The following is a 24435-nucleotide window of genomic DNA, read 5'->3' on the forward strand; positions in this document are numbered from 1 at the left end:
ATCAAAGTGGGTAAAATGGAGACGATTGGTTTAATTATTTTTACTATTGTTGGTCTTTCTATCGGATTGCAGTTTATAACAGGTATGTTGTTTTTTTTATTTGGCACTTCTTCACCTATAGGTAGTTACCTATCAAACTACTATGTGAAAAAGCCTAAAGATTTTTTTGACTGGTTCACAAATGTTTTTTATATAGCAGCTCATAGTTTTGCCCATCTTTTGTTCCTTAAGTTGATTGAGAAATATGGTGAATTAAAGGGAAGGCTCATTTATCTCGGTCAATGGATTGTCATAATAATTGTTATTGCTATAGCAGTTAACATCCCTTATATGTTTTAAAAACAACTGCTTTTTGATATGTGTGGTTATGAAACCATTGCCGTGTTATTAAGAGAGGAAGCATACGTGATAATTTCACAGTAAATGATACTAAGTTGTTTGGGCTGAGAGCGCCCCAGGCTGGTTAAGTTGAAAATTAGAACTATGGAGCGAATTGAATGATTGTTTATATGGGTATTCTTTATTTAGTAGGTTTGTGTTTAGCGTACCAATACATAACAGCATTTGTTTTTCTTGTGTTTGGAAAAAACAATCCATATGCACGATTTGTGGAGAAATTCTATGAGCACCATCCGAAAGACTGGTACGATAAGTTTATGAATGTTTTCTACATAATGAACTATGGGGTTGCACATCGTGTTTATGAGAAAGTCATGACCAAACATGGTGGTATTAAAGGGAAACTTCGCTATGCGGGATTGGTTTTTATGGCGACAATTGTATTAATTATTATCGGTAATATCATTAATGCTATTGAAACTAGTCTTACTAGTTAAATAAAAGGAAAATAAGCTTTAAAATAAGGTATCACACTAGCATCTACAAGATTATGAGAATACTAGATGAAACCATTTGTACGTAGTACAAATAAAGGCATTTATGAGAAAACTTTAAAAGTTGGTTGGTTTAGATAATTAAATATTTGAGATGGAGCTGTTGAAACTTTGATAGATGTTTTTGCTTTTATAATAGGTCTTGCTATAGCTTTTCAGTTAATTACGGCGATGCTGCTTTTTATTTTAGGAAAGAATACGCCTTTTGTCTTCTTAGTTAATAAACTGTATGAAGAAGAACCGAGGGGCATATATGATCGGTTCATGAACGGTTTTTACTATATGTTTTTTGGAATGGCAGTTGTCTTATTTCGACGTTCGACTCAAAAACATGGAGGAATAAAGGGGCGTTTTATTTTTCTTTTAGAATGGATTGGAATAACAATATTACTATTCATTCTTGTCAACATTCCCCATATGTTTTAACGCAACCATTTAAACGATAAGAATATGAATAGATGAAACCATTTATGCGTTGCACGACGGAAGAGTGGATTGTACTTTTAACCATGTGTTGGTGAAAAATCGGACTTTCACATCGCTAAGATAGATGTCCACTCAAATGATGACGTTACCATTCATAAAACTTCTTTGAATAAATGGGAAGATGTTAGTGGGAAATTGCTTAACCGTGTGTTGAAACAAGCTGTGAATTAAAGGAGGGAGAACGTCTCCATGAGTGTATATAAAACAACAAGAGATAAAAAAGTAATAACGGGCTACAGCAGTTTAGTGGTGGGACTAACTGCCATTATGGCGATCTTTGTAATAATGGATGATTCCATCGGACGCCTGTTGTTTTTTGGTTTTTTATTTATTGTAGGCATGATTTATTTTGTATCGGGCATGGTGTTTATTTCCTATGAGTTCAAAGAAGAAGGGTTGGTTGCCCAAGCAGGCTTTATTGCCAGGGTTTTTCCTTATGAAAGCATGACAGCCATTGAGCCAATGGGCAGCCCTTTCTCGGGTAATGAGCGAATTCTTGGCTCTTCCCAAGGGTTTACGATTAAACATACAGGTCCAAAAGGGGAAGTGAAGATCTCTCCCGAGCGTATGGAAGAATTTAAACGAGAATTAGTGAAACGGGCACCTCAGGTGGATGACCGTATGGAAGCAAAGGTAAGATAGGAGGGAGTATAGTGTCGGTTGAAATCATGCGAAGTCGAGTTCAATCAACAGAAAACTTTATTGAAACAGCCAATGATAAAATTAATCGTTTACGAGCATGCCGAGCTCGTTTAATGGGTCAAGAAATCACAATGGCGCATGCGAAGCACACATTTAAAGAACCAGCACTAACAAAAGATACGTGGTACGGTAAACATGCAAATGAATTTGATGCTGAACGAGAGGCTGAAGTTGTCAATTCGTATAATGATCTTTTAAACGAAGTAGGCGAAACAATAGAAAAAGCAACTAGAGAGATTCAGTCAACGCAAGAGGTGATTAACCATCAGCATAGCCTCTTAAGTGACTACAGAATTGGACTCGAAAGAGCGATCGAGCGCGAAAAAGAAAGGTAGAAAATTTACGGTTGTTCCCAAAAAAGCTAGAGTACCACACACACCATGCAGGTAAACCGTCCTGCATGTTTTTTTATTGAAGCTTCTTTTGCATTCGTTAGAAAAACGTGAGATTTGCGATAGAGAAAAGAAAGGTTACATCCGTATACTCATGAGTGAAAGAATTGCAAAGGAGCGAATGTAAATGAAGAAACTACTTTTACTGGTGATTGTATGGGTCATGGTTTCCCTCTATCCTTCTATAGGATATGCGGAAAGTCTATCGACACCTTCTGGTATACCGACAGCTGACATTGAAGAAACCGTTGATGCCATTATGGAGGGTTATATTGAAGAAGACGTACCAGGAGCCTCTGTTTCGATTGTGCAAAACGGAGAGATTGTTTTTCAAAAAGGGTATGGGTTAGCCAATAGAGAGAAGGAACAACCGGTTCATCCTGAAACTACTTATATGGAAGCAGGTTCGGTTTCTAAATTATTTACGTGGACTGCGATCATGCAATTGGTGGAAGAGGGGCAACTCACTCTTGATACCGATGTTCGACCGTATTTAAAGGGAGGGGAGTCAGCGCTCACTTATGATGAACCGATCACAGTGGCTCATTTGATGACCCATACAGCGGGATTTGAAGAACGAGTAGAAGATTTGACGGTTTACGATCCTGACCATCTGTTTGAATTGGAGGACTACTTAGCTCCTGATAGACAGCCGAAGCAACTGTATCCGCCTGGAGATGTGGTGGCTTACTCCAATTTTAGTACAAATCTTGCAGGTTATGTGGTAGAGGAATTGACAGGTATGGCTTTTGCTGATTATGTGGAGCAATTGATTTTAACGCCTTTAGAAATGGAGCACTCCACATTTGATGTGCGCTATGATCGTATTCCTGGTTTAATGGACGAGAAGGCAGTTGGATACACGAAGAAAGGTACGGAATGGGTCGCTAAACCAACTGCTTATATCAACGATAATCCGGCTGGTGGTTTGACGACAACGACAAATGACCTTGCTTATTTTATGCTGGCACACTTAAATAGAGAACAATCTGGCTCGTACGTATTGTTTAACGAACCACAAACATTGGATACGATGCACCAGACATTATACACGCCTCATCTTGATATGGCAGGAAATGCCCACGGGTTTTGGGAGCGTCAAGCAGGGGATTATCGTGTCTTAGAGCATGGTGGCAATACAGATGCGTTTAGCGCACTTCTTTCCATCGTACCTGATGAACAGTTTGGCATTGCCGTTATGACAAATATGGATGGTGAGATGGCAGGTGCGAGAAGAGAACTAACGGATGTTTTGATTGGGAAGTCGACAGAAACGCCACAAGCGACAGATGGTATGAATCATAGTGAAGCAGTAGAGGGTCGCTACCGTTCTGCACGCTCTGTTGAAACAGGGCCAATGAAAATCATGCCTTTTCTCTCTGATGGTGACTCTGTTATTTCTGCTAATCAAGAGGGTGGGATCACGTTATCCATTGCTGCTCTCGGTGTAGAACTAGACTATGTAGAAACGGCTCCATATTTGTTTGAAAAAGTGACAGAAGAGTCGTCTTTACTTGATAATGCAGGCATGAATACAACTCACTTATACTTTAAAACGAACGATGCTGGTGAGGTTGAGCAATTATCATATGGTGTCATTGCAGATGAATTACCGATATCGTGGTTAGCGTCACCTTATGTCGCTTATGGAATAACAGGAGGCGCTGCACTGTTTTCACTTGTTGGTCTTGTATGGGGAATAGTTGGCTTTATACGAAAAAAGAAGCACCAAACCCTCATCACTTCTTTGCATAAAGGGGCAATAGCGTGGTCTTTCGTTGGCGTTCTGACTCTTGGTCTTTTTGGCGCCATTGTTGTTCAATTGGCAAGCAATCCGTTTCAGCCTTGGTCTAATTTCACCTTCTACGTGATCGGATTTTGGCTCCTTCTATTCGCATTTCTCGCGGTGCTTTATCTAATTGTTAAAGGGTGGCACAAGCAAAAAAGCTTCTACTTAATAAAGGCTTTCATTGTGCTACTAGGCTGTTTATTGGCAAGTTTGTTTTACTTGTTATTCTTTCTTAACTTTCTCTATCTCTAAAGGATCAAGAGGCTTGGACAAAAGTAGATAGACAGACCAAAACGACGAACATTCCTGAAAATAGGAACGTTCGTCGTTTGTTTATATGAAAATGAGCAGAAGGATTCTCCTGTAGCGGTGCTACTCAGCATATTTTAGACTATTCGTCTTTTCAACTACTACTTTTCGTTATGTCCCAGCCTCTTTTTAATGACGTTAAACGAGTCGATTCAAAAAGCTACTTGCATCGCTATTGAATTTCCACATAATACCGAACTTGTCTATCAGCATGCCGAAACTGGATGACCAAGGAACAGAAGAAATGGGCATCAGTATCTTCCCACCTTTTGAAAGTTCCTCAAAATAACGTTTATTTGTTTCCACGTCTCCATTAATCAAGCTTATGATCACGTTCGTTCCTTTTGTGACGTCGCCTATGACGCTTTGCATAGAAGGAAGTACGTCTGAGATCATCAGGATGTTTTCGGAAAACGTAATCTGAGATTCCATGATCATATCCTGTTCTTCACCACTAAGTGGAGCAGAAGGGTCTTGCGGGATAGAACCAAAGTTCACCTTCTTAACGGTTCCTTGTAATGCATGTTGATAAAAATCGAGTGCCTCTTGTGCGTGCCCACTAAATTGTAAATATGCGATTGCGTTCATTTTGTCTAACCTCCTCATTGGTCTATTCGTAGTATACTAGACAGTAGGTGACAACTATCTGTCGTATATAGGAGGGTGTTATGCAAAAAGTTGAAAGACTTCTTTCCATCATTATGATACTGCTAAAAAAAGAGGTGGTGTCTGCATCAGAATTTAGTCAACTCTTTCAAGTGACAAAACGTACAATTCAAAGGGATGTGGAAGCGTTAAGCTATGCAAACATACCCATTTATGCAAAGCATGGCCCAAGTGGAGGGTATGCGTTAATGGAAGAATATAAATTTGATAAGCGGTTGGTGAATCAGAAAGACATTGAACATATCCTTGTGGCGTTAGATGGGTTTGAACAGCTGACAACAAACAGCGATATCCAGTTGACAATCCAGAAAATAAAGGGGATGAGCCCTACAAATCTAGCTTCAAAGATGGATGTAACGTTTTATCAATCGATTGGTAGAAGCGAAACAAATGAAGAGCTGTCTTATTGGATGAAGGCGATTGAGCACCATTGGTTACTGGCGTTTGATTATGTAGATCAACAAGGGCGAATTAGCCATAGGCTCGTTGAACCATATAAGGTTCAACTGAGGGAGATGCACTGGTATGTCGTGGGCTTTTGCCTAGAGCGTAACGATTTTCGAACATTTAAGTTGACGCGAATAACAGATATGGAAAAAAGGGGATTTTTCACACCAAGAGAACAGAAAATGCCGCAACAACAAAGGACGACACAAGAACCTGTTAAACCTTCTATGACGAGTGTGAAGATCGAGCTGGATATTCGTGTTCGAGATCAATTCATCGAACGGTTTGGGCGAGAAGCTGTAGTAAAGAAGACAGAAAGGACGTACAGTGCAATCATCCCACTTCCTGAAAGTCCATATGCATTTCAATTTCTTGCAGGCTTTGGTAACAAGATAAAGATTATAGCTCCTAGCCATTATCGTAGTCACTACACGTCTTTTTTAAAAGAAGCGTTAGCATTGTATGAATGATGTCAGTTTATTTGTAATTAAGAAGCCGTCCATTGTCATGCCATTGGCCATATAGCTTGTTTTCTTTTGTGTTCGTTAAAAATTTGCTTTTTAGTTCCAGCATTTATCAACCCCATCTTTTTGTCTGAATAAGTGTGATCTAGTTATCATCTTTCTTCCCTTTACGTTGTTAAAAGCCATGGGGCCATTGCCCATAGCTTTCTGTCATACAGGTTTATTCAATTCTAAGCGATTAATCGTTTTTATAGATACCCATGCGATGATCAGTCCAATAACGGCTAGTGCTAACGGGATGTAAAAGATGTTAATTAAAGAGAATTGGGGCCCTAAAGAAGAACTCGTTACGATTACGATTAAAACCGCTGAAAGAATGGTAGCAGGCGTTGAGAACTGACGCATTCCGAAGTAAAGAGGAACGAGAGACGTACCAGCTGCTGCTACGTTAAAACCAATTAAAAGGAGTAATTCTTGTGAAAGTTGTTCCTGAGTAACGTGTAAGTTGGCAGAAAAGCCAATGAACGCGTTAAGACCTGTAAAGCTAGCTACAATAAACAGCGTTGATAGCGTCATCGTTAGAAAGGTTATACTAAAGATAAGAATCAGTTTGGCAGTTACTAGTTTCTTTCGACTAATTGGATAGGAAAATAAAATCAGACTGGTTCCATGTTTAAATTCATCAATGACGATCTTTGAGATGAGAACGGCACCAAAGATAATAAATGTCCCTCTTATTAACACGCCGGTAAACATAAAAAATTCATCACTTGTTTGGAAAATAATATCATTTTCAAGTTTTTCAATAACAGTGAAGAAGTAGAGCATGGCAAGAATACTTGCATTTGCAATGAGCGTTCCTTTTACATACCAACCGATTTTATGTTTTTTTAATTCAAGCTTCATTAAACGATACATCAACAAATCCTCCTTTACTGGTGATTTTTACGTAAACCGATTTTTTTAATAAAGTATTCTTCTAATGTCGTTTGCTTTGTTTGGATAGAATGAATCTCGATGTCTTCTAGAATTAACGCTTTTGAAATGCTGGCATGAGACATCTCTGATGAAAAAATGCGAATCCTTTGGTTTTCGATGATTTTAAAGTTTGTTATGTTTAGTTGATCATGTAAGAGAACCGCTGCTTTTTTTGGATCGTTTGTAACGAGTTCAATGTACTCTGTATTTTGTTCTTTCAGCGTTTCCATTGATGTTTCTTCTATTAATGTCCCGTCTTTAATCATACCAATCGTGTCCGCAATTTGTTCGATTTCACCAATGATATGACTGGAAATAAAAAGGGTCATGCCATATTCTTTGTTCAGTTTTTTTAACAATCTTCTCATAGATTGTATCCCCTCAGGGTCAAGTCCATTAATGGGTTCATCAAGGATGACCAATTCCGGCTTTGTGAGGATGGCTCTTGCGACACATAAGCGCTGTCTCATACCTAGTGAAAATTGATGAGGCCTTTTATGAGCCTCCCTAGAAAGGTCGACCCACTCTAGTACGTCAGAAATCGTCTGTTTGTTATGGTAGCCCATGTAAGCGCAATGTAGCTCTAGGTTTTCCCGAGCAGTTAATTTCTCATAAAAGATTGGGTGTTCAATCATGCTGCCAATTCGTTGTAAGTAACGAAATGAATCTTCTCTTACTGGGGAACCAAATAGCTCAATCTCGCCACTGGTTGGTTTAATCGCGTTGATAAGCATCTTCATGATTGTTGATTTTCCTGCCCCATTAGGACCAAGAAAGCCGTAAATTTCCCCTTTTTTAATCGAGAACGACACATCCGATACAACGGTATGTCCATCGTATCGTTTTGTAAGACCTTTCGTTTGAACAATATAGTCCATGTTATTCCTCCTTTAGTTCCTATACTCTTACTGTAACGATTGACTGTTTCTTTTCTCTATCGTAAACCTCACAAAAATCTCAAGAAAAAAAAGACTAGCCATGTACACGTTTTAATTTGCAAATAAAGGAGGTTTTCTCATGAGGGATGGACGTTACCGAAATGGTTCCTTGCATTTGTTCGATCAACTTCTTGGTAATGGTTAAGCCTAATCCACTTCCTTGAAAATCTTTATTTCTGGATTCCTCCAATGTATACATTCGTTCAAAAATCGACTGTTGATCGGATTCACGAATGCCAACCCCTTGATCATATACGGCAATCGTAACGATGGTCTCATCTGCGTATATGTGTAATCCAATAACGTTACCATCTGACCCGTATCGAAGTGCATTTGACACTAAATTAGCTAAAACTCGATGTAACGCTTCCTCATTGCCTAGAGCAAAAATGGGTGAATCAGGTATGTCAATCTGAACGTCTAATCCTTTCGTTTCGATTAATTCGTAAAACATAAGAATCGACTGTTTGCAGATTTCTGTTAAATTAATGGTACCTAATGGTACATGCTTGTCTCCTGCTTCAAGTTTCGCTAAATCAAAAAAAGAATCGATCAGCATAGTCATTTCATCTGTTTTTTCGTGAATGTGAGAAAGAATACGCTGACGCTCTTGACTAGGCATGTCTATTTTTGCATTGAGCATTTCTGCATAACCTGAAATCACCGTTAAAGGGGTTTTCAAATCATGAGAAATATTGGAGAGCATACGCTTCATCGATTGTTCTGTTCGAATAAATTGGCGAGCATGTTCCCGGTTTTGATCATTGAGTTTATTGATCGAAACGAGTAGGTCTGCCATTTGCTTATGATCTGTTCCGATTAGTACAGGACCACTTGCTTGACCATTTACAATATCGGTTAGCTGCTTTTTTATGGAACGCAGCTGTTTTTGAAAGGTACGCTTAGTTTGGATCTGGATGAGGCATCCACATAGAAGAACGATGCTAAAGATGGATAGAAAGACAGTCATTTAACATCACCTAATTTATAGCCAATACCCCAAACCGTTTTAATATACATTGGTTTAGCGGGGTCATCTTCAATTTTTTCACGCAGTCGGCTTATATGAACGTTAATAACATGATCGTCTCCATAATAGTGATCCTCCCAAACGGAATAATAGATTTGTTCTTTTGTCATGACTTTTTTAGGGTTCTCAACGAACAGCTTTAAGAGTTTCCATTCTTTTGAGGTGAGATGGATCACTTGATCTTTTTTCTTGACGATAAACGAATGAAGATCCAATTCAATTTCGTGTATTCGTACAATTGCTGGAACGTCGGGTAGGGTAGCCTTTTTATACTGGGTCGTTCGGCGAATGGCTGCTTTCACTCTTGCTAGTAGTTCAATCATGGAAAAAGGCTTCGTGATGTAATCATCCGCACCAAAACCTAGACCGACTGCTTTGTCGGACTCGCTGTCTTTTGCAGATAGAATAATAACAGGGACGTAACTCGTTTTCCTAAGCGTAAGTAGGAAATCCATGCCATTTAATTCAGGTAACATTAAGTCAAGTAAGACTAAATCATATGTGTCATCAGCAAATCGTTGAATTGCTTCTTGCCCAGTAAAAGCAGGCACAACTGTAAAGCCTTCGTTTGTAAAATAGGTTTGAACCATCTCACTAATGGCCACATCATCTTCTACAAGTAGTAATCTATTCATTCTGGCACCGTCTTTCTCATTATAAAATAAAGCTCTTCTCATTAAACCACATCTTAGCAACTATTATCGTATAGCACGCGATCTTCACAATCAACTTCTTAGAATGAGAGACATTCATAAAAAAAGAATCATGAGCCTTTTCACAGCGTGGTATAATGCAAAGATCATTATGTAGATAGTAGCAGAGAGGGACGAAATGAATTGAAGCCACAAGCCTTTATTAAAGGAGCTATTCTTATAGCAGGGATGTTTTTAGTAAGTTGTCAGAATCAATCTGATGAGCGTATTCTTTATGTTGCACCAGATGGTGATGATCGAAACCCTGGTACAATGGATCAGCCATTTGTGAGCCTACAGATGGCAGCTGAGAAAGCGACAGCTGGTACAACGGTTTTCGTTCGAGAGGGGACCTATGTAGAACCTCTTCTCATTCAGCATAGCGGAACGGAACAAGAGCCAATACGTTTTGAAGCGTATCAAGGAGAAGACGTTTTTCTAAGTGGTAAGGGAATGGAAGACGATTTAGACGATGTGGCTTTAATTGAAATAGATGGTCATAGCTATATTACAGTTGATGGATTTACAATCGGAGACGTCACGACAAATCATGTTGACAAAACGGTAGTAGGTATATTCATTACTGGTGCGAGTCAGCATATTGAGATCGTGAACAATACAATCCGAGGGGTCTCAACAACCGCTGTTGGAGGAAACGCTCATGGCATTGCTGTTTACGGAAATGAAGCGATTACAGCTATTGATATTAACCAGAATACGCTAACAGACCTAAAGTTAGGGTTAAGTGAGGCATTAGTTGTGAACGGGGATGTCAGTCAATTTACTATTACCAATAACCATGTTTATGAAACAGATAACATTGGAATTGACGTTATTGGCTATGAAGGCATCGCCATTGACCAATCGAAAGATTATGCGCGTCAGGGTGTTATTCAAGGGAATGTGGTTCATCATAATTCGAGCTATGAGAATCCAAGCTATGACAAGGATTATAGTGCTGGCGGAATTTATGTTGATGGCGGAAGTGACGTATTGATCCAAGGGAACACGGTTTATCAGAACGATATTGGAATAGAAGCGACGTCTGAACATAAAGGCAAGTATGCTAATCGTATTGACATCTTGAATAACGAGGTATTTGACAATCGCTATACTGGTATTGCTATAGGCGGGTATGACTCTGAACGTGGGGGGACTAGGAACACAGTTATTGCCGGAAATATCGTGTCACATAACGATAGAGTCGGTTTAGAGGGCGCGCAACTATTAGTGCAATATTATACGTTCGCAAATCGAATTGAACAAAATCATTTTAGTGCCAGTGATACAGGTCTTTTTATTAGTAGCGAATACGATGAAAATGATGGGATGTTCTTTAGTGAAAATGAATATGTCGTACAAGAAGGAGTGCAGGCTAGATGGTTGTGGGGAAATAAGGATGCGCACTCATTGAAGGATTTCCAACGGCTGACTGGCAGTGAGCACGCTGCGGTTTTTCGTTCCTTTTAACGGTAAGACTTGGAAGGGGAAGGAATAAATAAAAAGGCTGGGACATAACGAAAAGTAGTAGTTGAAAAGACGAATAGTCTAAAATATGCTGAGTAGCACCGCTACAGGAGAATCCTTCGCTTTCCGGGGACACGGCCTCAGCCTCCTCCGTGGAAAACCGCCACTCCAGAGTCTTCAGACACGTGCTGATCCCCCAGGAGTCTTCGGATTCTCCTTCCGCTCATTTTCATATAAAACAAACGACGAACGTTCCTATTTTCAGGAATGTTCGTCATTTTGGTCTGTCTATCTACTTTTGTCCCAGCCTCTTTTACGTGTCATCATTCGTTATGACGATGCCCATCATCTAAGTGTTTGGTTTCTCGTTTTTCTTTTTTTATGAAAAAATAAGCCCAATATAGAGATCCAATAAAGCCGGGTAAGGCTGCTACAAAAAAGGCTCCTACATATGAAATAGATTCGAATAGTTGATCATGCAAAATCCATCGAGCTAAATAGAGCAGTCCAACTCCAGCAATACCAGTTAGAACGGAGCCACCTATAGCAAATAGAATGAATACGATGGTTATGTGTCCTTTGCTTGTTTTCATGTACAATCTCTTCCTTTGCGTCAATATTCTAGGATGTATGATTGTTAAACTACATTTACCTAGTAAGCACATAGAACCGAATCAGGAATGGAACGACGACTGGATGCTGTCTACTCACATTGTTCGTTATGCGTTCCGACGGTATCCATCCATAACCGTTATGAGATAAAATAAAACTAAATAATTATTGGTAATCGTTCGTTTATTTAGCGAGTACATACCTGTTGAATAGGGTTGATGTTTATACGCCGTTTTTCAGGGAATTATAAACCTATTCCATTCAATAGGAGTGATCAATATGTTGGTTAGGAGAATCCTTGCTTCGGCTATAACAACGGTGGCAATAGCAGGTGTGAATCGTATCGTGCGCCGAGTCATTTTAAAGAAATAAAAAGATCCGGCCTTGTAATTAACTAGGCCGGATCTTTTTTTCTAGTCAAACGAAATTTTGATGCTCGTTCCTTTTCCTATTTGACTTGTTAATTCAACCGTTGCTCCGTGTGCCTCCATAATATCTCGTGCGATTGCCATACCCAAACCCGTTCCGTTAATGTTGGTTGTATTACTACTCCGATAATACCGATCAAAAATCTGATGCACATCGCCTTGTATGCCTTCACCGTTATCTTCAATGAAAATAAATGTAGAAGTGACAGTGACATGAACTGAAACCCCTTCCTTATTGTGAATCAAAGCATTGTACAGAAAGTTAAGTAGCCCCCGTTTTAGAAGGTGTTGATCGACCTGACGTGTGAGTTGAGGTGCTTTTCCTGTAAACGTAATGGATGCTTCTTTATAAGCTGGTTCATTTAATACATCAATGACTAGCTCACGAACAAACGGCTCCATTCGTGTTTCTTTTAGCTGTAAAGGCATTTGTTGACTACGTAAACGCATCGTCAAGTTAAAATCTTCAATTAACTGTTGAATGTAACTTGATTGACGTTCAATAACTTCCGCGTAGTCGACGACGAAGTAACATCTTATGACGAAGTAAAGTGGGAAGACATTCCTGCTGAGGCACAAGACAAATTGTTACAGGTGCCATAAAGTTTGATTCTCGAAGAAAAGAAGCGTAAAGAGTCCAGGGTGCAAAGATGCACCCTGTTTTTGTTATATGTATCTAATTAAATAGGGATGCTACTCATCACCTTTAAAAAAGAAGAAAAATAGCGTTTCATTCCCATTATGACGGGGAAGAAGTTTAACGAAGTGCTCACTTCCGCTTTTATTATAATTTTTAGTAAACAATGGTAAACCAATATATGAGAAGATTCAATCTTATCATTATTGAAGGAGGAAGAATATATGTCAAAATTAAAAGTTGCTTTAACAGATGAAGAAATTGATTCGTATACGAGCGAAGGAAAAGGTCCATTTGATGTAGGTGGTGCGGCTTGGTGCACCTACTATATTGCACTTTGTTCTACTGGAAGAGATAGTGGCACGTGTGGTTGGATTTTTGAACAATGTGGTGTTGGCGGAGGCGGTGGAGGAGGAGGTTGTGGTACTTGCGTATGTAGATAGAGTCACCAAACCTGAATCATCCCATTAAATATATTGGTTTACCATTGTTCCTGAAAATTATAAAGAAGTTGTATGGTTCTACTCTCAAATGATAGGTGCATAAAAAGAGAACAGGAGATGAATGATGAAGTATGATAATGACGCAAAAGAAAAGTTTTTTACTAATTTGAAGTTATACTCCTCGAACATTACTGAAAAAATTGAGTCTTTAAGATCGCATTCAATCGAACCTTCACAATTAAAACAATTTAGTCTATCCGTAATTGTTATATGTAAAGATGAAGAGAGATGTATTGAGAGATGTTTAAACGCAATTAATCGTAATATTGGGGTTAACGATGAAGTTATAATTATTGACACTGGATCGACGGATCATACGCTGAACATCTTGAATAAGTATCGAGCGCAGTCGAATTTTTTTATCTTTGAAAAGGAATGGAACAATGATTTCGCTGAAATAAGAAACTTCGGAATACATAAAGCTTCAAAAGATTGGATCGTCTTTATTGACGCTGATGAAACAGTTGAAAATGACTCATTTGCTAATTTGAAGTCCCATCTTTCTATTATAGATTTATTAAATGTAGAGGCGGTTTGTTGTCCTGCCATTGTAAATACTGGTGGCCATGTGGTTCAAACGGTTAGAAGAATCATACCAAATTGTCAGTCCATTTTTTATTTCGGCGCTGTTCATGAAGAGCCTCGACCTGATGATCATTCTGAGTTATTCTATTTAGCTTTTGAAGACATTGTTTTCCATCACGATGGGTATGTGGAGGCCGTCTCTACTAGTAAAGAAAAACAAAAACGGAATATGGCTTTACTTTATCCTATGATTGATAAAGAACCATTGAGTCCTAGATGGCATTACTTGCTTTGTAGAGACGGAAAAGGTGCTTTAAATGAAGATTTTTATAGAGACACGCTCTTAAAGGTAATAACATTATGCGGCGATGACGAATTAAACAAAGAATATAAAGTAAGAGCAGTAAGCGACCTAATTGAATTTTACTTAGGTGCTGGTGATATTGATCAGGCAGCTAATAACTTAGAAATGTTAAAAGAATTAGCACCCCATATGACTGACACTTTATATTGGGATATCTTAGTACAAGTCATTATTTTTGAATACAATTACCACCAGTTTATACAGCGCATTATAGACTATAAAAAGACTCATAAAGAACTAGATTATGGAAGTCTAAATTCAAATGGGTTTCATCTTGATCATCTTCTGTCTAGACTCTTCTTTAATATTAGAGAATATGGAAGTAGTTTTGCGATCTTAAAAAAACTTGAAAACGCTCAGTATGGAGAGTATAAAGCACAGTATGAGGAACTACATAAAACTTTAAAAAATTTTTTACAAGCTGGAGAGGGAAATGAAAAGTAAATACTTCACAAAACAATTAGAAGAAAATGATTGTGGCCCTGCCTCAGTGTCTATGTTATTAAAGTACATGTGGGGAACAGAGATTACACTGGCACAATTAAAGATTTTACTATTCACAAATAAAAATGGGACGACTTTTTTAGGTATGAAAAAAGGACTTGAAAAAATGGGAGTCGAATCAAATGTCTTTAAATGTGTATCTTCTTTAGAAGCGCTAAATGAATTGGATTATCCATGCATTACACAGATTAGTGGGGGAGGACAAGAGAATCACTTTGTTACTTTATTTAAGTTAACAAAAAAACATGTTTATATAGGCAACCCATTAAAAAATCAAATAGAGAAAGTTAAGATAGATACGTTCCTTTCTATGTGGATTCCTTTTGTTCTTGAAATTCATAAGGTAACAGATAATAAGAAGATGATGGCATATTCATCAATGGAATCAAGGAAAAACAATAGTATTTTTAAGAGCTTATATAAAATAAAAAAGCTTATTATCTTGTCATGGGTTTTATCCATCATTGTCTATTCCCTAACAGTCTACTTGGCAGGAATGTTCTCGACATATTTTGACGTTATTATACCAAATACGGCTGTTGGACTCATTGTTAGTGTTACAGTCATCTATCTTTTAGCTGTAGTCATTCAATTCATTATTGGTTATTTCAATTCTATTCTTAGTATTAAATCAAACAATGCTGTAGATAAAGATTTGGTAGAGAATCTAGTATCAAACTATTTTGCACAGAGCTATACGTTTACTGAAAAGTTTGTAAGCGGAGAGTTGATAACAAGGTTTACGAACATTAGCGATATAAGAACTCGATACTTGTTCTTTGTGCAAACGTTGCCTTTAGATGCTTTAGCGATCATTATCACGTTTGTCATATTATTTAGGATTAACTTTTATTTGTCCTTGTTGGCATTTATACCGATTATCATCTTCTTTTTACTGTTATTTTTGTCGAAAAATCGATATGAAAATTTAAGCTATGATTTATTTGAACAACAAGAATACCTTAATACTGAACTGATAGAATCAGTGGATAATATCGAGAGTATCAAAAATTATAACATTGCGAAACGCATGAAAGAGAAAATGATTAAGAGGTTAGACGAACTGTATGCGATAAGAGAAAAATTTATGTCTTTTGATCAATTTCAAAACTTAACTAAGGATTCTATCATAAAGCTTTTTAATATTTGTTTTTTTGCATTTGGTTCTTACCTAGTTATCAATGATAATTTAGCATCAGGTATGTTATTAATGTTTAACTCTTTGGTATCTAACGTTTTTAATCCGTTTGTTAACTTAACGACTATACAAGCTACTTTACACCAAGGAAGAGTAGCCACTTTAAGGTATGAGGATATAGTCAATTCTGTGGTAGAGAGCTCAGAAAATGATACGAAACTAGAAAACAAAATTGATACAATAAGGATACGAGATTTATCTTATTCGTTTAATCCAAGTAGCCATGTTTTACATAATATCAGCTTCGAAATCAAACAAGGTGAAAAGATTGCACTAGTAGGAAGCAGTGGTTCAGGAAAATCGACGTTAGCTAAATTGCTTGCAGGTTATTACAAACCTGAAAAAGGTGAAATTCTAGTTAATCATTTGAATATTAATGAGATCAGCCAAGAGTCTCTTCTAAAGAAAATTTTATATATCCCTCAGGATATTCAGATATTTAATGACACCATATTGAACAACATTTTGCTCTATAGAAATATCGATTTTGAAGATGTTCAAAAGGTATCAAAATTGGTCGGTTTTGATGAAATCGTTGAAATGATGCCCGATGGTTATGGTACAGTGATTGGCTCAAAGGGCGTTGAATTATCTATGGGACAACAGCAAATGTTAAATATAACGCGATATATCCTCTCGCCGCCTGACGTTTTAATATTAGATGAAATAACAAATGGATTGGATGTAGTAAGAAGAAATAGAATTAAACAAATTTTGATAAACTCTACAATAACGGTCATTTTTATAACTCATGATTTAGACTTGGCAACTTCGTGCGATAAAATCTATTCGCTAAACGAGGAAGGAATGAACGTAATAACGTCTAAATCAGACGAAAATTTGGCACAAACGATTATGAATTCTCTTGAAAAGGGTAGGTGATTAAAGTGAAAAAAATAACGGTCATTTTGGCTGCAATCTTAACAATGGTATTTATTGGTTTCGTCTCTGTAAGTAATTTAGTAGCAACTGAAGCATCGTTATATAAAACAGTAACCTCAGATCTACTAAAAGAAAAGCAAGAGAATCAAGATAGCTTTATAGCATATTTCTATCAGAAGAACTGCGCACCATGCCAACAAGTAAGACCAATTATTAATGATTATATTGAGGAAACACAAAATGAAGTATTAGCAGTTGATATAAATGAGGATGAAAATAAGAATCTCCTAATAGAGGGTTTTGATATTAATAGTACGCCAATAGTCATTTTTGTTGATTCAGGAAAAGAGCAAGAAAGATTTTCGTCTGTTTTTGGAGAGGAAGAGTTTAAAGAGAGAGCAAGTAAAGTTTATAGCAATGACGGGGTTAACTAAAGACTATTTCACAATTAAGTGATCGTTGAACATGAAAGTATTGAATAAGGAATGAAAGCCAGTAGGATGTTAGGCTAAAATTCTATTGGCTATGAAAAAGTCTCTTTGCTGTAAAAGGTTTACGGATAATTGATTGACATTTCCATTTATTGCAACTACAATGATAACTGAATTCAATAATGACTAACTAGGGGAGTCCAATGAGTTGGGCTGAGAGGGAAGCGCGATGAAGCTTCTTGACTCTTTGGACCTGATCTGGATCATGCCAGCGTAGGGAAGTTAACGGTTACACTCTTTACGTACCGTCTTCTATTTATGTATGTGATGCTAGGTTCAAAATGGAACCTAGCTTTTTGGCGTGGACAAAGGTTCGATCTTTGAATTCCATATTTGGAAAAAGGAGAGAGCGACGTGACGACATCAGAAGTAAATGAGAAACGAGTAAGCTTTATGTCCAGTTTTGAGGGAAGCGAAAAAGTGTATGTGCAAGGCTCACGACCAGATTTACGTGTACCGATGAGGGAGGTTCAACTTGAGCCTACCATTGGGATAGATGGCAAAGAAGAGTCTAATGATGCCATACGCCTTTATGATACGAGTGGGCCTTATACCGATAAGACGTATAACGTAAACTTAAAAATGGGCTTACCTCGAATCCGAGAAGAATGGATTAAGGAAAGAGGCGACACAGAGCACTATATGGGGAGAGCGGTTCAACCAAGTGACAATGGATTTCAGAACAGAGATGCTACCGATAAGATGGCGCCAAAAAGTGAACATAAGACACGAAAGTCAAAACCAGGTCATTTTGTAACACAGCTTCACTATGCGAGAAATGGGATCATTACGCCTGAAATGGAATTTGTGGCAATAAGAGAAGGCGTGGAATCAGAATTTGTCAGAGATGAGGTGGCGAAAGGGCGTGCCATCATCCCTGCAAACATTAACCATCCAGAATCAGAGCCAATGATTATCGGTCGGAATTTTCATGTGAAAATCAATGCGAATATCGGTAATTCGGCAGTGTCGTCATCGATTGAAGCCGAAGTCGAAAAAATGACTTGGGCCACTCGGTGGGGAGCTGACACGATTATGGATCTATCGACTGGAAAGCATATTCATACCACTCGAGAATGGATCATTCGAAACTCCCCTGTTCCAGTAGGCACTGTTCCAATTTACCAAGCACTTGAAAAAGTAAACGGCATTGCTCAAGATTTAACATGGGCTGTTTTTCGAGATACGCTCATTGAGCAAGCAGAACAAGGTGTTGATTATGTCACCATTCATGCAGGTGTCTTACTGCGCTATATCCCTTTAACCATCACTCGAACAACAGGTATTGTTTCACGAGGTGGTTCCATTATGGCCCAGTGGTGTTTACACCATCATAAAGAGAGTTTTTTGTACACCCATTTTGATGAGATTTGCGATATTCTAAAAGCTTATGACATAAGTCTCTCACTCGGTGACGGTTTACGTCCTGGTTCCATTGCCGATGCGAATGACGAAGCTCAATTTGCAGAACTTGAAACGTTAGGGGAATTGACAAAACGTGCGTGGAAATATGATGTGCAGGTAATGGTGGAAGGACCTGGTCATGTGCCTATGCATTTAATAAAGGAAAATATGGACAAGCAGCTCGCCCTTTGTGAAGAAGCTCCTTTTTACACACTAGGTCCTCTAACAACGGATATTGGCCCTGGGTATGATCACATTACGTCTGCAATTGGAGCAGCGCTAATTGGATGGTACGGAACGGCAATGCTTTGCTATGTAACGCCAAAAGAACATCTTGGGCTACCCAATCGTGAGGATGTCCGAGAAGGGGTGATCACCTATAAAATTGCGGCTCATGCTGCAGATTTAGCGAAAGGTCATAAAGGTGCTCAGAAACGAGATAATGCATTATCGAAAGCACGCTTTGAATTTAGGTGGCGTGATCAATTTCATCTTTCCCTCGATCCGGAGCGAGCGGTGGAGTATCATGATGAAACGTTGCCAGCAGAAAGTGCAAAATCAGCTCATTTTTGCTCGATGTGTGGCCCGAAATTTTGTAGCATGAGAATTTCTCACGACATTCGTAAACACGCTACTGAAAGAGACGTACGAACGAAAGCAGAAATCGATGAAGGATTAAAAGCAAAAGCAGAGGAATTTAAACAGGCTGGAGGAAGTCTTTATTAATAAAGTAAAGGATGAGCTCGTTAAAAAGAGAATGTGCCGGGTGGAACGAGAGTTGAGTCAAGTACAACAACGATTAAGTGAACTACAGAATGAAAAACAGCTTCTGCAATCGGAATGCGACCACAAATTTTCTGGAAACACTCATTTTATTCGCTGTCACATATGCGGGAGAGTAGAAGTGCTTTATTATTAATTAACCAAAATAGAAAGCGATTCGCATGAGCGAACCGCTTTTTTATCTTTACGTGATTGATAAACCTGCGCTTGTGTTACCAGTTAAGACCGTAATAAACGTAATATCTGGAGATGCTAATTGTAAGACGAGTAATAGTAAGTCTCCAGCAAGTACAGGTTCAGCTAAGCCGGTTACGGTTCCAGTGAACGTGTCACCAATTGTGATTAGACCAGTTACAGCAGGTGTTAAAGTTACTGTAGCAGTTGTTGGCAAGAATGGTGTTGATCCAAGAATAGCACCCGTTGCTTTGTAAACAGTTGCGGTTATGGCACCTGTACCAATAGGTAAGGTTACACCTACTGTTGAGGTAAAGGACACAGATAATGAATCAATTGTGCCAGCTCGCGGTGCTCTAAAAGAGAATTCTCCTACATCTGCAACTGTGAAAGCACCAAGTGTGACGCCAGTAGAACTGCTTCCGAAGCCAACCAAGTTGACCGTCCCTACTAAGCCACCAGCAATTGTTGAAATAACAGATGGTACAATCCCTGATGCGAATGGGATGACGGCAGTAGAACCAGCGGCTCCAGTAGCGCCAGTAGGTCCAGTAGCGCCAGTAAGTCCGATTCCAGTAGCACCAGTAGCCCCAGTCGGCCCAGTAAGCCCGATCCCGGTAGCGCCAGTAGGTCCAGTCGGTCCAGTAAGCCCAATTCCAGTAGCGCCAGTCGGCCCAGTCACGCCAGTAAGCCCAATTCCAGTAGCGCCAGTCGGTCCAGTAGCGCCAGTAAGCCCAGGATCTCCAGTAGCGCCAGTCGGCCCAGTCACGCCAGTAAGCCCAATTCCGGTAGCGCCAGTAGGTCCAGTAGCGCCAGTAAGCCCAGGATCTCCAGTGGCACCGGTAGGTCCAGTCACACCAGTAAGCCCAATCCCAGTAGCCCCAGTGACCCCAGTAGCTCCAGTAGCGCCAGTAAGCCCAGGGTCTCCAGTGGCGCCGGTCGGCCCAGTCGGTCCAGTAAGCCCAATCCCGGTAGCACCAGTGGCACCAGTCGGTCCAGTAGGCCCGGTAATACCAGAGCCGCCACCACCTGGTCCAGTAGGTCCGGTTGGTCCAGTAGGTCCAGTGACACCATTTACCTGAGGTCTGTTAAATTTTTGTACAGTTGAACAAGAACAGTGAAAACGATGGCAGTGATTGCAAGACATTTTCAATCCACCTCCTTCTTTAAGATAACCTCCACGCATAAATGGCTTTTTAAAGTGTATTGAATAGTGAGTTAAAAATGGAGGTGTACTATCCTATGAAACAGAAAAGTGTTTTGCTTGTGCTTTTGTTGTATTTTATCATTCGAACTCAAAGCCCCATTAACGCTTTAAACTATAGGGTCATCCAGTTTTATCAGTTTTATTGTTGAATAATGAAACATCGAGAACATTGAGGACGTAAATACGGATAGAAGAAAATAATAAGAGGAAAGAGTTGAGCGTGATGTTGTGGATAATGGCACAGGACAAAGAGAGAATCAGTCAGGTTATTGAGGTTTCGATTTCTGGAAAGAAAATTATGGGTGTTGGTAGTGCTGGGTTAAATGAGTGGGGCAATTTATTAGGAAAATACGATTCTAAAGAACGGGCGATGGAAGTGCTTGAAGACATTCATCGTACAATCGCTAATAATAGTCAATTCGCTATAACGTATACAATGCCAACAGATTAAGAGTGTTCTGAAATGAAAGGAGGGCTAGTTTGATGAATACAGAGTCTGTTTTCGGAATGGAGTTTCTTATTATTAGCTTAGCTGTAGTGGTGCTGTTACTGTGGTTCTTTCAGATTGTCATGAGAAAGTGGTTTCAAGTGGAAAAGAAACCATTTTTCTCATATAACCATGTGAACCGAAAGCATGCAAAATGGGATTATGGTATTCGGATCTCTTTTATGGTCGTACTAATTGTTAATTTGCTACTGACTCTCAACATGCAAAACTGGTTAATTGAGCCTTGGTATCTACTTATTATTTTTTTAATTCTGTTAGAGTCGGTACGGGCTATTTTTGAAAAAAAGTATGCAGATAATAAAAACGAATACAAATTAACAATAAGCCAACTTCTTTTTTCCGTTTTTCTAATAGGAATATTTATTTTTATTATGATAAATTTTTAGAATAATCGTTCGCCTTCTCTTTCTAGATTATGAAGTCCATATATGAAAAGGAAGGGGAAGAAAATAATGATCCATTTAACAAGTGCGCTTCAGATTGAACAGCAGATCATTGATATTGGTGACGGAGGGGAATATGAGAGCATTACAGAAGCGATTGGAGAACTCATTACTTCTGGTGCAACTCGCAGTAATTCAAGTGTTACTCTTAATCTTTTAAAGGGTTTTGTGTTAAAAGAGCAGATTCATATCGAAAATTTAAATCTCGATTGGATGACAATTGTTAGTGAGGATTCAATTGTGCCAATTCAAGCATCAGCGATTTCAGAAACATTAATTGAATCAAGGAGACCTGCCTTTTTGGGACGAAACCAAGCTACATTGCCAACGATAGGGGTTCTGTTTGAATATGACACGCAGACTGCTCGGTGTGATGGCATTACTGTAGCTTTCGGATCGAAAGTCCGATTACTTCCAGGAGCTGGTGTGAATTATGCTGATCGAGGGCTCGGTGCTTATTACCATTCAGAGGCATTCTGCTATATGGAAGGCTTAACAGAGGGTGGCGGGGGAATCGGAGCAGGCGATGTAACAGGTGTATCCTTTCGATATTGCTCCAATCGTGCTTTTATGGCGTCTTTTGGTTCGAAAATTAATTGTGCTCGCTCTATCCTTGATTATTGTAGTGGCGACAATGCTGTTTATGCGATATGGGGATCTTTTTGCGACATCTATCAATCAAATGTGAGTCATGCAACGAATACTGCTGTTCATAGTAGAGATGGCTCGAAAGTGAATGCGCGTGAGACAAATGTATCACATTCTAATAGAGGCTTCCACGCTTCTACTGGATCGACCATTAACGCTAGTACATCATCTGCAAAAAATTGTACAATTGGCTATCATGCTACAGGGGCAAGTACCATCAATGCTCAAGAAAGTGATGCAAGTGGAGCGAGTTGGGAAGGTTTTTTTGCGGAAAAAGGAAGTATAATCAACGCTGATCGCTCCCTTGCGAATGATTGTCGAGAAGGTTTTAGTGCCCGTTTTAATTCAATAATCAATGCAGACACTTCTAGTGCCCAGCGCGCGAGAAATCATGGATTCCTTGCTAACGAAACGTCTAGCATTCAAGCAAGAAACTGTGTAGCCAATCAAGCGATGATAAATGGATTCCTTGCAACAAGATCTTCAACCATAAATGCTCGTGGTTCTAATGCGCGATCATGTAACGGAAATGGATTCAGAGCAGAGGAAGGATCCAGTCTAAATGCAAATTCAGGAGATGCTACAGGTAGTGGCAATGAAGGTTTGGATGTTTTTCGGGGATCCTTTATTTCGGCTCAAAATTCGATCGGTAGCCTTCGATTACCAGAAAGATTAAATCAGCTTACACGAGAAGGGGCCATCTTTCGTTAACGTATACATTGAGTTAAAGAAAGAGGCTGGGACAAAAGTAGATAGACAGACCAAAATGACGAACATTCCTGAAAATAGGAACGTTCGTCGTTTGTTTTATATGAAAATTAGCAGAAGAAGAATCCGAAGACTCTGGAGTGGCGGTTTTCCAGGGAGGAGGCTGAGGCCGTGTCCCCGGAAAGCGAAGGATTCTCCTGTAGCGGTGCTACTCAGCATATTTTAGACTATTCGTCTTTTCAAATACTACTTTTCGTTATGTCCCAGCCTCTTTCTTTGTAGTTATTGCTTATATGTCCTTTAGGTCTATAAAAAAGAACGAAAGAGTTTTGATCAAACATGATTACGTAATTGTCTCAAAGAGATGAGCGTGGTAAACAACATTTCGAATGGAAATCATTGTTTCTTGTTTCGCTTCGTTCGACGTTAAGGATGTTTGACGATTTAAAATGCTAGTCAGCATACCTTGCCAAATAAGAGTGGTCATCGTGCTGATCGTTTTCACTTTTGATTGAGGAATCTCACCTTTATCGGCTGCTGCCTTTAATAGAGATTCACCTCGAATGGCAACATTTCGTTCATATAAAGCTGGTTTTAAGCTATTGGGAAACTCGACAATATCGGCTTCGTAAAGGTCATAATACTGTTTAAACAAATCTTTAGGCTCTTCCCTAATATTCATTAAAAAGATGGTATGAAAGAGTCGGGGATTTTGATAAGAGAATTCACAAAAACATTCCCAACCGCTTAGATATTGTTCAATGATCGACTTGTTATCTTCTATTGTATTAATGAAAGCCGATGTGTAAGGTTTTAAGAATCGCATGGATGCAAAAAAGGTTAAGTGGCTTAACTCAGAAAAATAATTATAAATCGTCGCGCTATTGTATCCTGCTTTGTCGGCGATTTTTCGAATGGTAATGTGATCGTAGCCTTCTTCTTCAATAATAGCAGCGGTTGCTTCAATAAAGTATGCCCACATTCGGCGCCGTTTTACGTCTTTTTTATCCACATCAAAAACTCCTTATTAACTTAATCTATCTTTATTCTAAGCGATAGTGCTCTCATTTGTCAGTTGACCTTGTTTTAAGTAAACTATATAATCGTGATTATTAATTAATCGTGATTATTTTATAATCGCATTTGTTATTTTGCAAGAACGT

Annotated in this window: 27 protein-coding genes and 1 riboswitch; of the genes, 18 read left to right on the top strand and 9 right to left on the bottom strand. The window is 38.9% G+C overall.

Going from position 1 to position 24435, the window contains the following annotated elements; genetic code table 11:
* The first annotated feature begins 15 nt into the window (after positions 1-15).
* The 6 genes from E2L03_RS14965 to E2L03_RS14990 all read left to right on the top strand — a co-directional run bounded on the left by E2L03_RS14965 (position 16) and on the right by E2L03_RS14990 (position 4514).
* Complete coding sequence (locus E2L03_RS14965) at positions 16-339, top strand: hypothetical protein (RefSeq protein WP_134259520.1); 324 nt, start codon at positions 16-18, stop codon at positions 337-339.
* 158 nt (positions 340-497) lie between these two features.
* Positions 498-836, top strand: a complete 339-nt coding sequence (locus tag E2L03_RS14970; RefSeq protein WP_124742010.1) for a hypothetical protein — start codon at positions 498-500, stop codon at positions 834-836.
* Positions 837-1004: 168 nt separating this feature from the next.
* The gene (locus E2L03_RS14975; RefSeq protein WP_124742011.1) at positions 1005-1319 is read left to right on the top strand and encodes a hypothetical protein; all 315 of its coding nucleotides are present in this window, start codon (positions 1005-1007) and stop codon (positions 1317-1319) included.
* Positions 1320-1568: 249 nt separating this feature from the next.
* Complete coding sequence (locus E2L03_RS14980) at positions 1569-2021, top strand: PH domain-containing protein (RefSeq protein ID WP_124742012.1); 453 nt, start codon at positions 1569-1571, stop codon at positions 2019-2021.
* Between the two features lie 11 nt (positions 2022-2032).
* Positions 2033-2416 carry a YwqH-like family protein gene (locus E2L03_RS14985; RefSeq protein WP_038479592.1) on the top strand — a complete coding sequence of 128 codons (384 nt, stop codon included), beginning with the start codon at positions 2033-2035 and terminating at the stop codon, positions 2414-2416.
* Positions 2417-2600: 184 nt separating this feature from the next.
* Positions 2601-4514 carry a serine hydrolase domain-containing protein gene (locus E2L03_RS14990; RefSeq protein ID WP_134259521.1) on the top strand — a complete coding sequence of 638 codons (1914 nt, stop codon included), beginning with the start codon at positions 2601-2603 and terminating at the stop codon, positions 4512-4514.
* Positions 4515-4709: 195 nt separating this feature from the next.
* Here E2L03_RS14990 and E2L03_RS14995 read toward each other — a convergent pair whose 3' ends face one another.
* Positions 4710-5159, bottom strand: coding sequence for a VOC family protein (locus E2L03_RS14995; RefSeq protein ID WP_134259522.1), 450 nt, complete (start codon positions 5157-5159; stop codon positions 4710-4712).
* Positions 5160-5239: 80 nt separating this feature from the next.
* On the opposite strand from E2L03_RS14995, the gene E2L03_RS15000 reads away from it, so the two are divergent.
* Positions 5240-6154: a helix-turn-helix transcriptional regulator gene (locus tag E2L03_RS15000; protein ID WP_134259524.1), complete on the top strand. Its 915-nt coding sequence runs from the start codon at positions 5240-5242 to the stop codon at positions 6152-6154.
* Between the two features lie 204 nt (positions 6155-6358).
* On the opposite strand, the gene E2L03_RS15010 is transcribed toward E2L03_RS15000, so the two are convergent.
* The 4 genes from E2L03_RS15010 to E2L03_RS15025 form a co-directional block, all read right to left on the bottom strand.
* Positions 6359-7066: an ABC transporter permease gene (locus E2L03_RS15010; RefSeq protein ID WP_038479601.1), complete on the bottom strand. Its 708-nt coding sequence runs from the start codon at positions 7064-7066 to the stop codon at positions 6359-6361.
* Between the two features lie 14 nt (positions 7067-7080).
* A complete protein-coding gene (locus tag E2L03_RS15015) occupies positions 7081-8004 on the bottom strand; it encodes an ABC transporter ATP-binding protein (protein ID WP_134259526.1) in 924 nt (307 codons plus the stop codon).
* A 94-nt stretch (positions 8005-8098) separates the two neighbouring features.
* A complete protein-coding gene (locus E2L03_RS15020) occupies positions 8099-9034 on the bottom strand; it encodes a sensor histidine kinase (RefSeq protein ID WP_134259528.1) in 936 nt (311 codons plus the stop codon).
* On the bottom strand, positions 9031-9729 hold the full coding sequence (locus tag E2L03_RS15025) for a response regulator transcription factor (protein ID WP_134259599.1): 699 nt from the start codon (positions 9727-9729) through the stop codon (positions 9031-9033). Before E2L03_RS15025 ends, E2L03_RS15020 begins: the two co-directional genes overlap by 4 nt.
* Before the next feature lie 201 nt (positions 9730-9930).
* On the opposite strand from E2L03_RS15025, the gene E2L03_RS15030 reads away from it, so the two are divergent.
* Positions 9931-11256: a right-handed parallel beta-helix repeat-containing protein gene (locus E2L03_RS15030; protein WP_134259530.1), complete on the top strand. Its 1326-nt coding sequence runs from the start codon at positions 9931-9933 to the stop codon at positions 11254-11256.
* A 320-nt stretch (positions 11257-11576) separates the two neighbouring features.
* On the opposite strand, the gene E2L03_RS15035 is transcribed toward E2L03_RS15030, so the two are convergent.
* A complete protein-coding gene (locus E2L03_RS15035) occupies positions 11577-11846 on the bottom strand; it encodes a hypothetical protein (protein ID WP_055735216.1) in 270 nt (89 codons plus the stop codon).
* A gap of 37 nt (positions 11847-11883) precedes the next feature.
* Between E2L03_RS15035 and E2L03_RS20865 the strand changes: the two genes are divergently transcribed.
* On the top strand, positions 11884-12015 hold the full coding sequence (locus E2L03_RS20865) for a hypothetical protein (RefSeq protein WP_269083155.1): 132 nt from the start codon (positions 11884-11886) through the stop codon (positions 12013-12015).
* A 263-nt stretch (positions 12016-12278) separates the two neighbouring features.
* Here the strand turns inward: E2L03_RS20865 and E2L03_RS15040 are convergent, their stop codons facing one another.
* Positions 12279-12743 carry a sensor histidine kinase gene (locus E2L03_RS15040; RefSeq protein ID WP_241742220.1) on the bottom strand — a complete coding sequence of 155 codons (465 nt, stop codon included), beginning with the start codon at positions 12741-12743 and terminating at the stop codon, positions 12279-12281.
* A gap of 411 nt (positions 12744-13154) precedes the next feature.
* On the opposite strand from E2L03_RS15040, the gene gccF reads away from it, so the two are divergent.
* The 6 genes from gccF to E2L03_RS20535 all read left to right on the top strand — a co-directional run bounded on the left by gccF (position 13155) and on the right by E2L03_RS20535 (position 19720).
* Positions 13155-13373: a glycocin F family RiPP peptide gene (gccF, locus tag E2L03_RS15045; protein ID WP_038479632.1), complete on the top strand. Its 219-nt coding sequence runs from the start codon at positions 13155-13157 to the stop codon at positions 13371-13373.
* A 124-nt stretch (positions 13374-13497) separates the two neighbouring features.
* Positions 13498-14766 (top strand): glycosyltransferase, encoded by a 1269-nt coding sequence (locus E2L03_RS15050; RefSeq protein WP_166740326.1) that lies wholly within the window; start codon positions 13498-13500, stop codon positions 14764-14766.
* Positions 14756-16906: a peptidase domain-containing ABC transporter gene (locus E2L03_RS15055; RefSeq protein ID WP_134259536.1), complete on the top strand. Its 2151-nt coding sequence runs from the start codon at positions 14756-14758 to the stop codon at positions 16904-16906. The genes E2L03_RS15050 and E2L03_RS15055 overlap by 11 nt, the downstream gene beginning before the upstream one ends.
* Before the next feature lie 26 nt (positions 16907-16932).
* Entirely contained in the window at positions 16933-17340 is a 408-nt protein-coding gene (locus tag E2L03_RS15060; protein ID WP_148305169.1) for a thioredoxin family protein, read from the top strand.
* 179 nt (positions 17341-17519) lie between these two features.
* Positions 17520-17634, top strand: a riboswitch (TPP riboswitch).
* 156 nt (positions 17635-17790) lie between these two features.
* The gene (gene thiC / locus E2L03_RS15065; RefSeq protein ID WP_134259600.1) at positions 17791-19527 is read left to right on the top strand and encodes a phosphomethylpyrimidine synthase ThiC; all 1737 of its coding nucleotides are present in this window, start codon (positions 17791-17793) and stop codon (positions 19525-19527) included.
* 52 nt (positions 19528-19579) lie between these two features.
* A complete protein-coding gene (locus tag E2L03_RS20535; RefSeq protein WP_158318523.1) occupies positions 19580-19720 on the top strand; it encodes a hypothetical protein in 141 nt (46 codons plus the stop codon).
* A gap of 48 nt (positions 19721-19768) precedes the next feature.
* On the opposite strand, the gene E2L03_RS15070 is transcribed toward E2L03_RS20535, so the two are convergent.
* Positions 19769-20905 carry an exosporium glycoprotein BclB-related protein gene (locus E2L03_RS15070; protein WP_367613692.1) on the bottom strand — a complete coding sequence of 379 codons (1137 nt, stop codon included), beginning with the start codon at positions 20903-20905 and terminating at the stop codon, positions 19769-19771.
* A 295-nt stretch (positions 20906-21200) separates the two neighbouring features.
* Here E2L03_RS15070 and E2L03_RS15075 point away from each other — a divergent pair, with 295 nt between their 5' ends.
* The 3 genes from E2L03_RS15075 (at position 21201) to E2L03_RS15085 (ending at position 23275) form a co-directional block, all read left to right on the top strand.
* Positions 21201-21416, top strand: a complete 216-nt coding sequence (locus E2L03_RS15075) for a hypothetical protein (RefSeq protein WP_243839534.1) — start codon at positions 21201-21203, stop codon at positions 21414-21416.
* A gap of 32 nt (positions 21417-21448) precedes the next feature.
* The gene (locus E2L03_RS15080; protein ID WP_134259538.1) at positions 21449-21859 is read left to right on the top strand and encodes a DUF4181 domain-containing protein; all 411 of its coding nucleotides are present in this window, start codon (positions 21449-21451) and stop codon (positions 21857-21859) included.
* 66 nt (positions 21860-21925) lie between these two features.
* Positions 21926-23275, top strand: a complete 1350-nt coding sequence (locus tag E2L03_RS15085) for a hypothetical protein (protein ID WP_134259539.1) — start codon at positions 21926-21928, stop codon at positions 23273-23275.
* Between the two features lie 340 nt (positions 23276-23615).
* Here the strand turns inward: E2L03_RS15085 and E2L03_RS15090 are convergent, their stop codons facing one another.
* Positions 23616-24284 carry a TetR/AcrR family transcriptional regulator gene (locus tag E2L03_RS15090; RefSeq protein WP_134259540.1) on the bottom strand — a complete coding sequence of 223 codons (669 nt, stop codon included), beginning with the start codon at positions 24282-24284 and terminating at the stop codon, positions 23616-23618.
* Positions 24285-24435: the final 151 nt, after the last annotated feature.

The organism is Shouchella oshimensis, assembly GCF_004375095.1.
GTDB lineage: Bacteria > Bacillota > Bacilli > Bacillales > Bacillaceae_D > Shouchella > Shouchella oshimensis.

What these genes read in the sequence shown, in the direction of transcription:
- E2L03_RS15050 (WP_166740326.1), top strand. Translation starts at nt 13,498, where the DNA reads ATGAAGTATGATAATGACGCAAAAGAAAAGTTTTTTACTAATTTGAAG.
- E2L03_RS15035 (WP_055735216.1), bottom strand. Translation starts at nt 11,846, where the DNA reads ATGAAAACAAGCAAAGGACACATAACCATCGTATTCATTCTATTTGCT.
- E2L03_RS14990 (WP_134259521.1), top strand. Translation starts at nt 2,601, where the DNA reads ATGAAGAAACTACTTTTACTGGTGATTGTATGGGTCATGGTTTCCCTC.
- gccF (WP_038479632.1), top strand. Translation starts at nt 13,155, where the DNA reads ATGTCAAAATTAAAAGTTGCTTTAACAGATGAAGAAATTGATTCGTAT.
- E2L03_RS15020 (WP_134259528.1), bottom strand. Translation starts at nt 9,034, where the DNA reads ATGACTGTCTTTCTATCCATCTTTAGCATCGTTCTTCTATGTGGATGC.
- E2L03_RS15070 (WP_367613692.1), bottom strand. Translation starts at nt 20,905, where the DNA reads ATGTCTTGCAATCACTGCCATCGTTTTCACTGTTCTTGTTCAACTGTA.
- E2L03_RS15085 (WP_134259539.1), top strand. Translation starts at nt 21,926, where the DNA reads ATGATCCATTTAACAAGTGCGCTTCAGATTGAACAGCAGATCATTGAT.
- E2L03_RS15040 (WP_241742220.1), bottom strand. Translation starts at nt 12,743, where the DNA reads ATGCGTTTACGTAGTCAACAAATGCCTTTACAGCTAAAAGAAACACGA.
- E2L03_RS20865 (WP_269083155.1), top strand. Translation starts at nt 11,884, where the DNA reads ATGATTGTTAAACTACATTTACCTAGTAAGCACATAGAACCGAATCAG.
- E2L03_RS15025 (WP_134259599.1), bottom strand. Translation starts at nt 9,729, where the DNA reads ATGAATAGATTACTACTTGTAGAAGATGATGTGGCCATTAGTGAGATG.
- E2L03_RS14980 (WP_124742012.1), top strand. Translation starts at nt 1,569, where the DNA reads ATGAGTGTATATAAAACAACAAGAGATAAAAAAGTAATAACGGGCTAC.
- thiC (WP_134259600.1), top strand. Translation starts at nt 17,791, where the DNA reads ATGTCCAGTTTTGAGGGAAGCGAAAAAGTGTATGTGCAAGGCTCACGA.
- E2L03_RS15015 (WP_134259526.1), bottom strand. Translation starts at nt 8,004, where the DNA reads ATGGACTATATTGTTCAAACGAAAGGTCTTACAAAACGATACGATGGA.
- E2L03_RS15075 (WP_243839534.1), top strand. Translation starts at nt 21,201, where the DNA reads ATGGCACAGGACAAAGAGAGAATCAGTCAGGTTATTGAGGTTTCGATT.
- E2L03_RS15000 (WP_134259524.1), top strand. Translation starts at nt 5,240, where the DNA reads ATGCAAAAAGTTGAAAGACTTCTTTCCATCATTATGATACTGCTAAAA.
- E2L03_RS15010 (WP_038479601.1), bottom strand. Translation starts at nt 7,066, where the DNA reads ATGTATCGTTTAATGAAGCTTGAATTAAAAAAACATAAAATCGGTTGG.
- E2L03_RS15080 (WP_134259538.1), top strand. Translation starts at nt 21,449, where the DNA reads ATGAATACAGAGTCTGTTTTCGGAATGGAGTTTCTTATTATTAGCTTA.
- E2L03_RS15055 (WP_134259536.1), top strand. Translation starts at nt 14,756, where the DNA reads ATGAAAAGTAAATACTTCACAAAACAATTAGAAGAAAATGATTGTGGC.
- E2L03_RS14995 (WP_134259522.1), bottom strand. Translation starts at nt 5,159, where the DNA reads ATGAACGCAATCGCATATTTACAATTTAGTGGGCACGCACAAGAGGCA.
- E2L03_RS14965 (WP_134259520.1), top strand. Translation starts at nt 16, where the DNA reads ATGGAGACGATTGGTTTAATTATTTTTACTATTGTTGGTCTTTCTATC.
- E2L03_RS14970 (WP_124742010.1), top strand. Translation starts at nt 498, where the DNA reads ATGATTGTTTATATGGGTATTCTTTATTTAGTAGGTTTGTGTTTAGCG.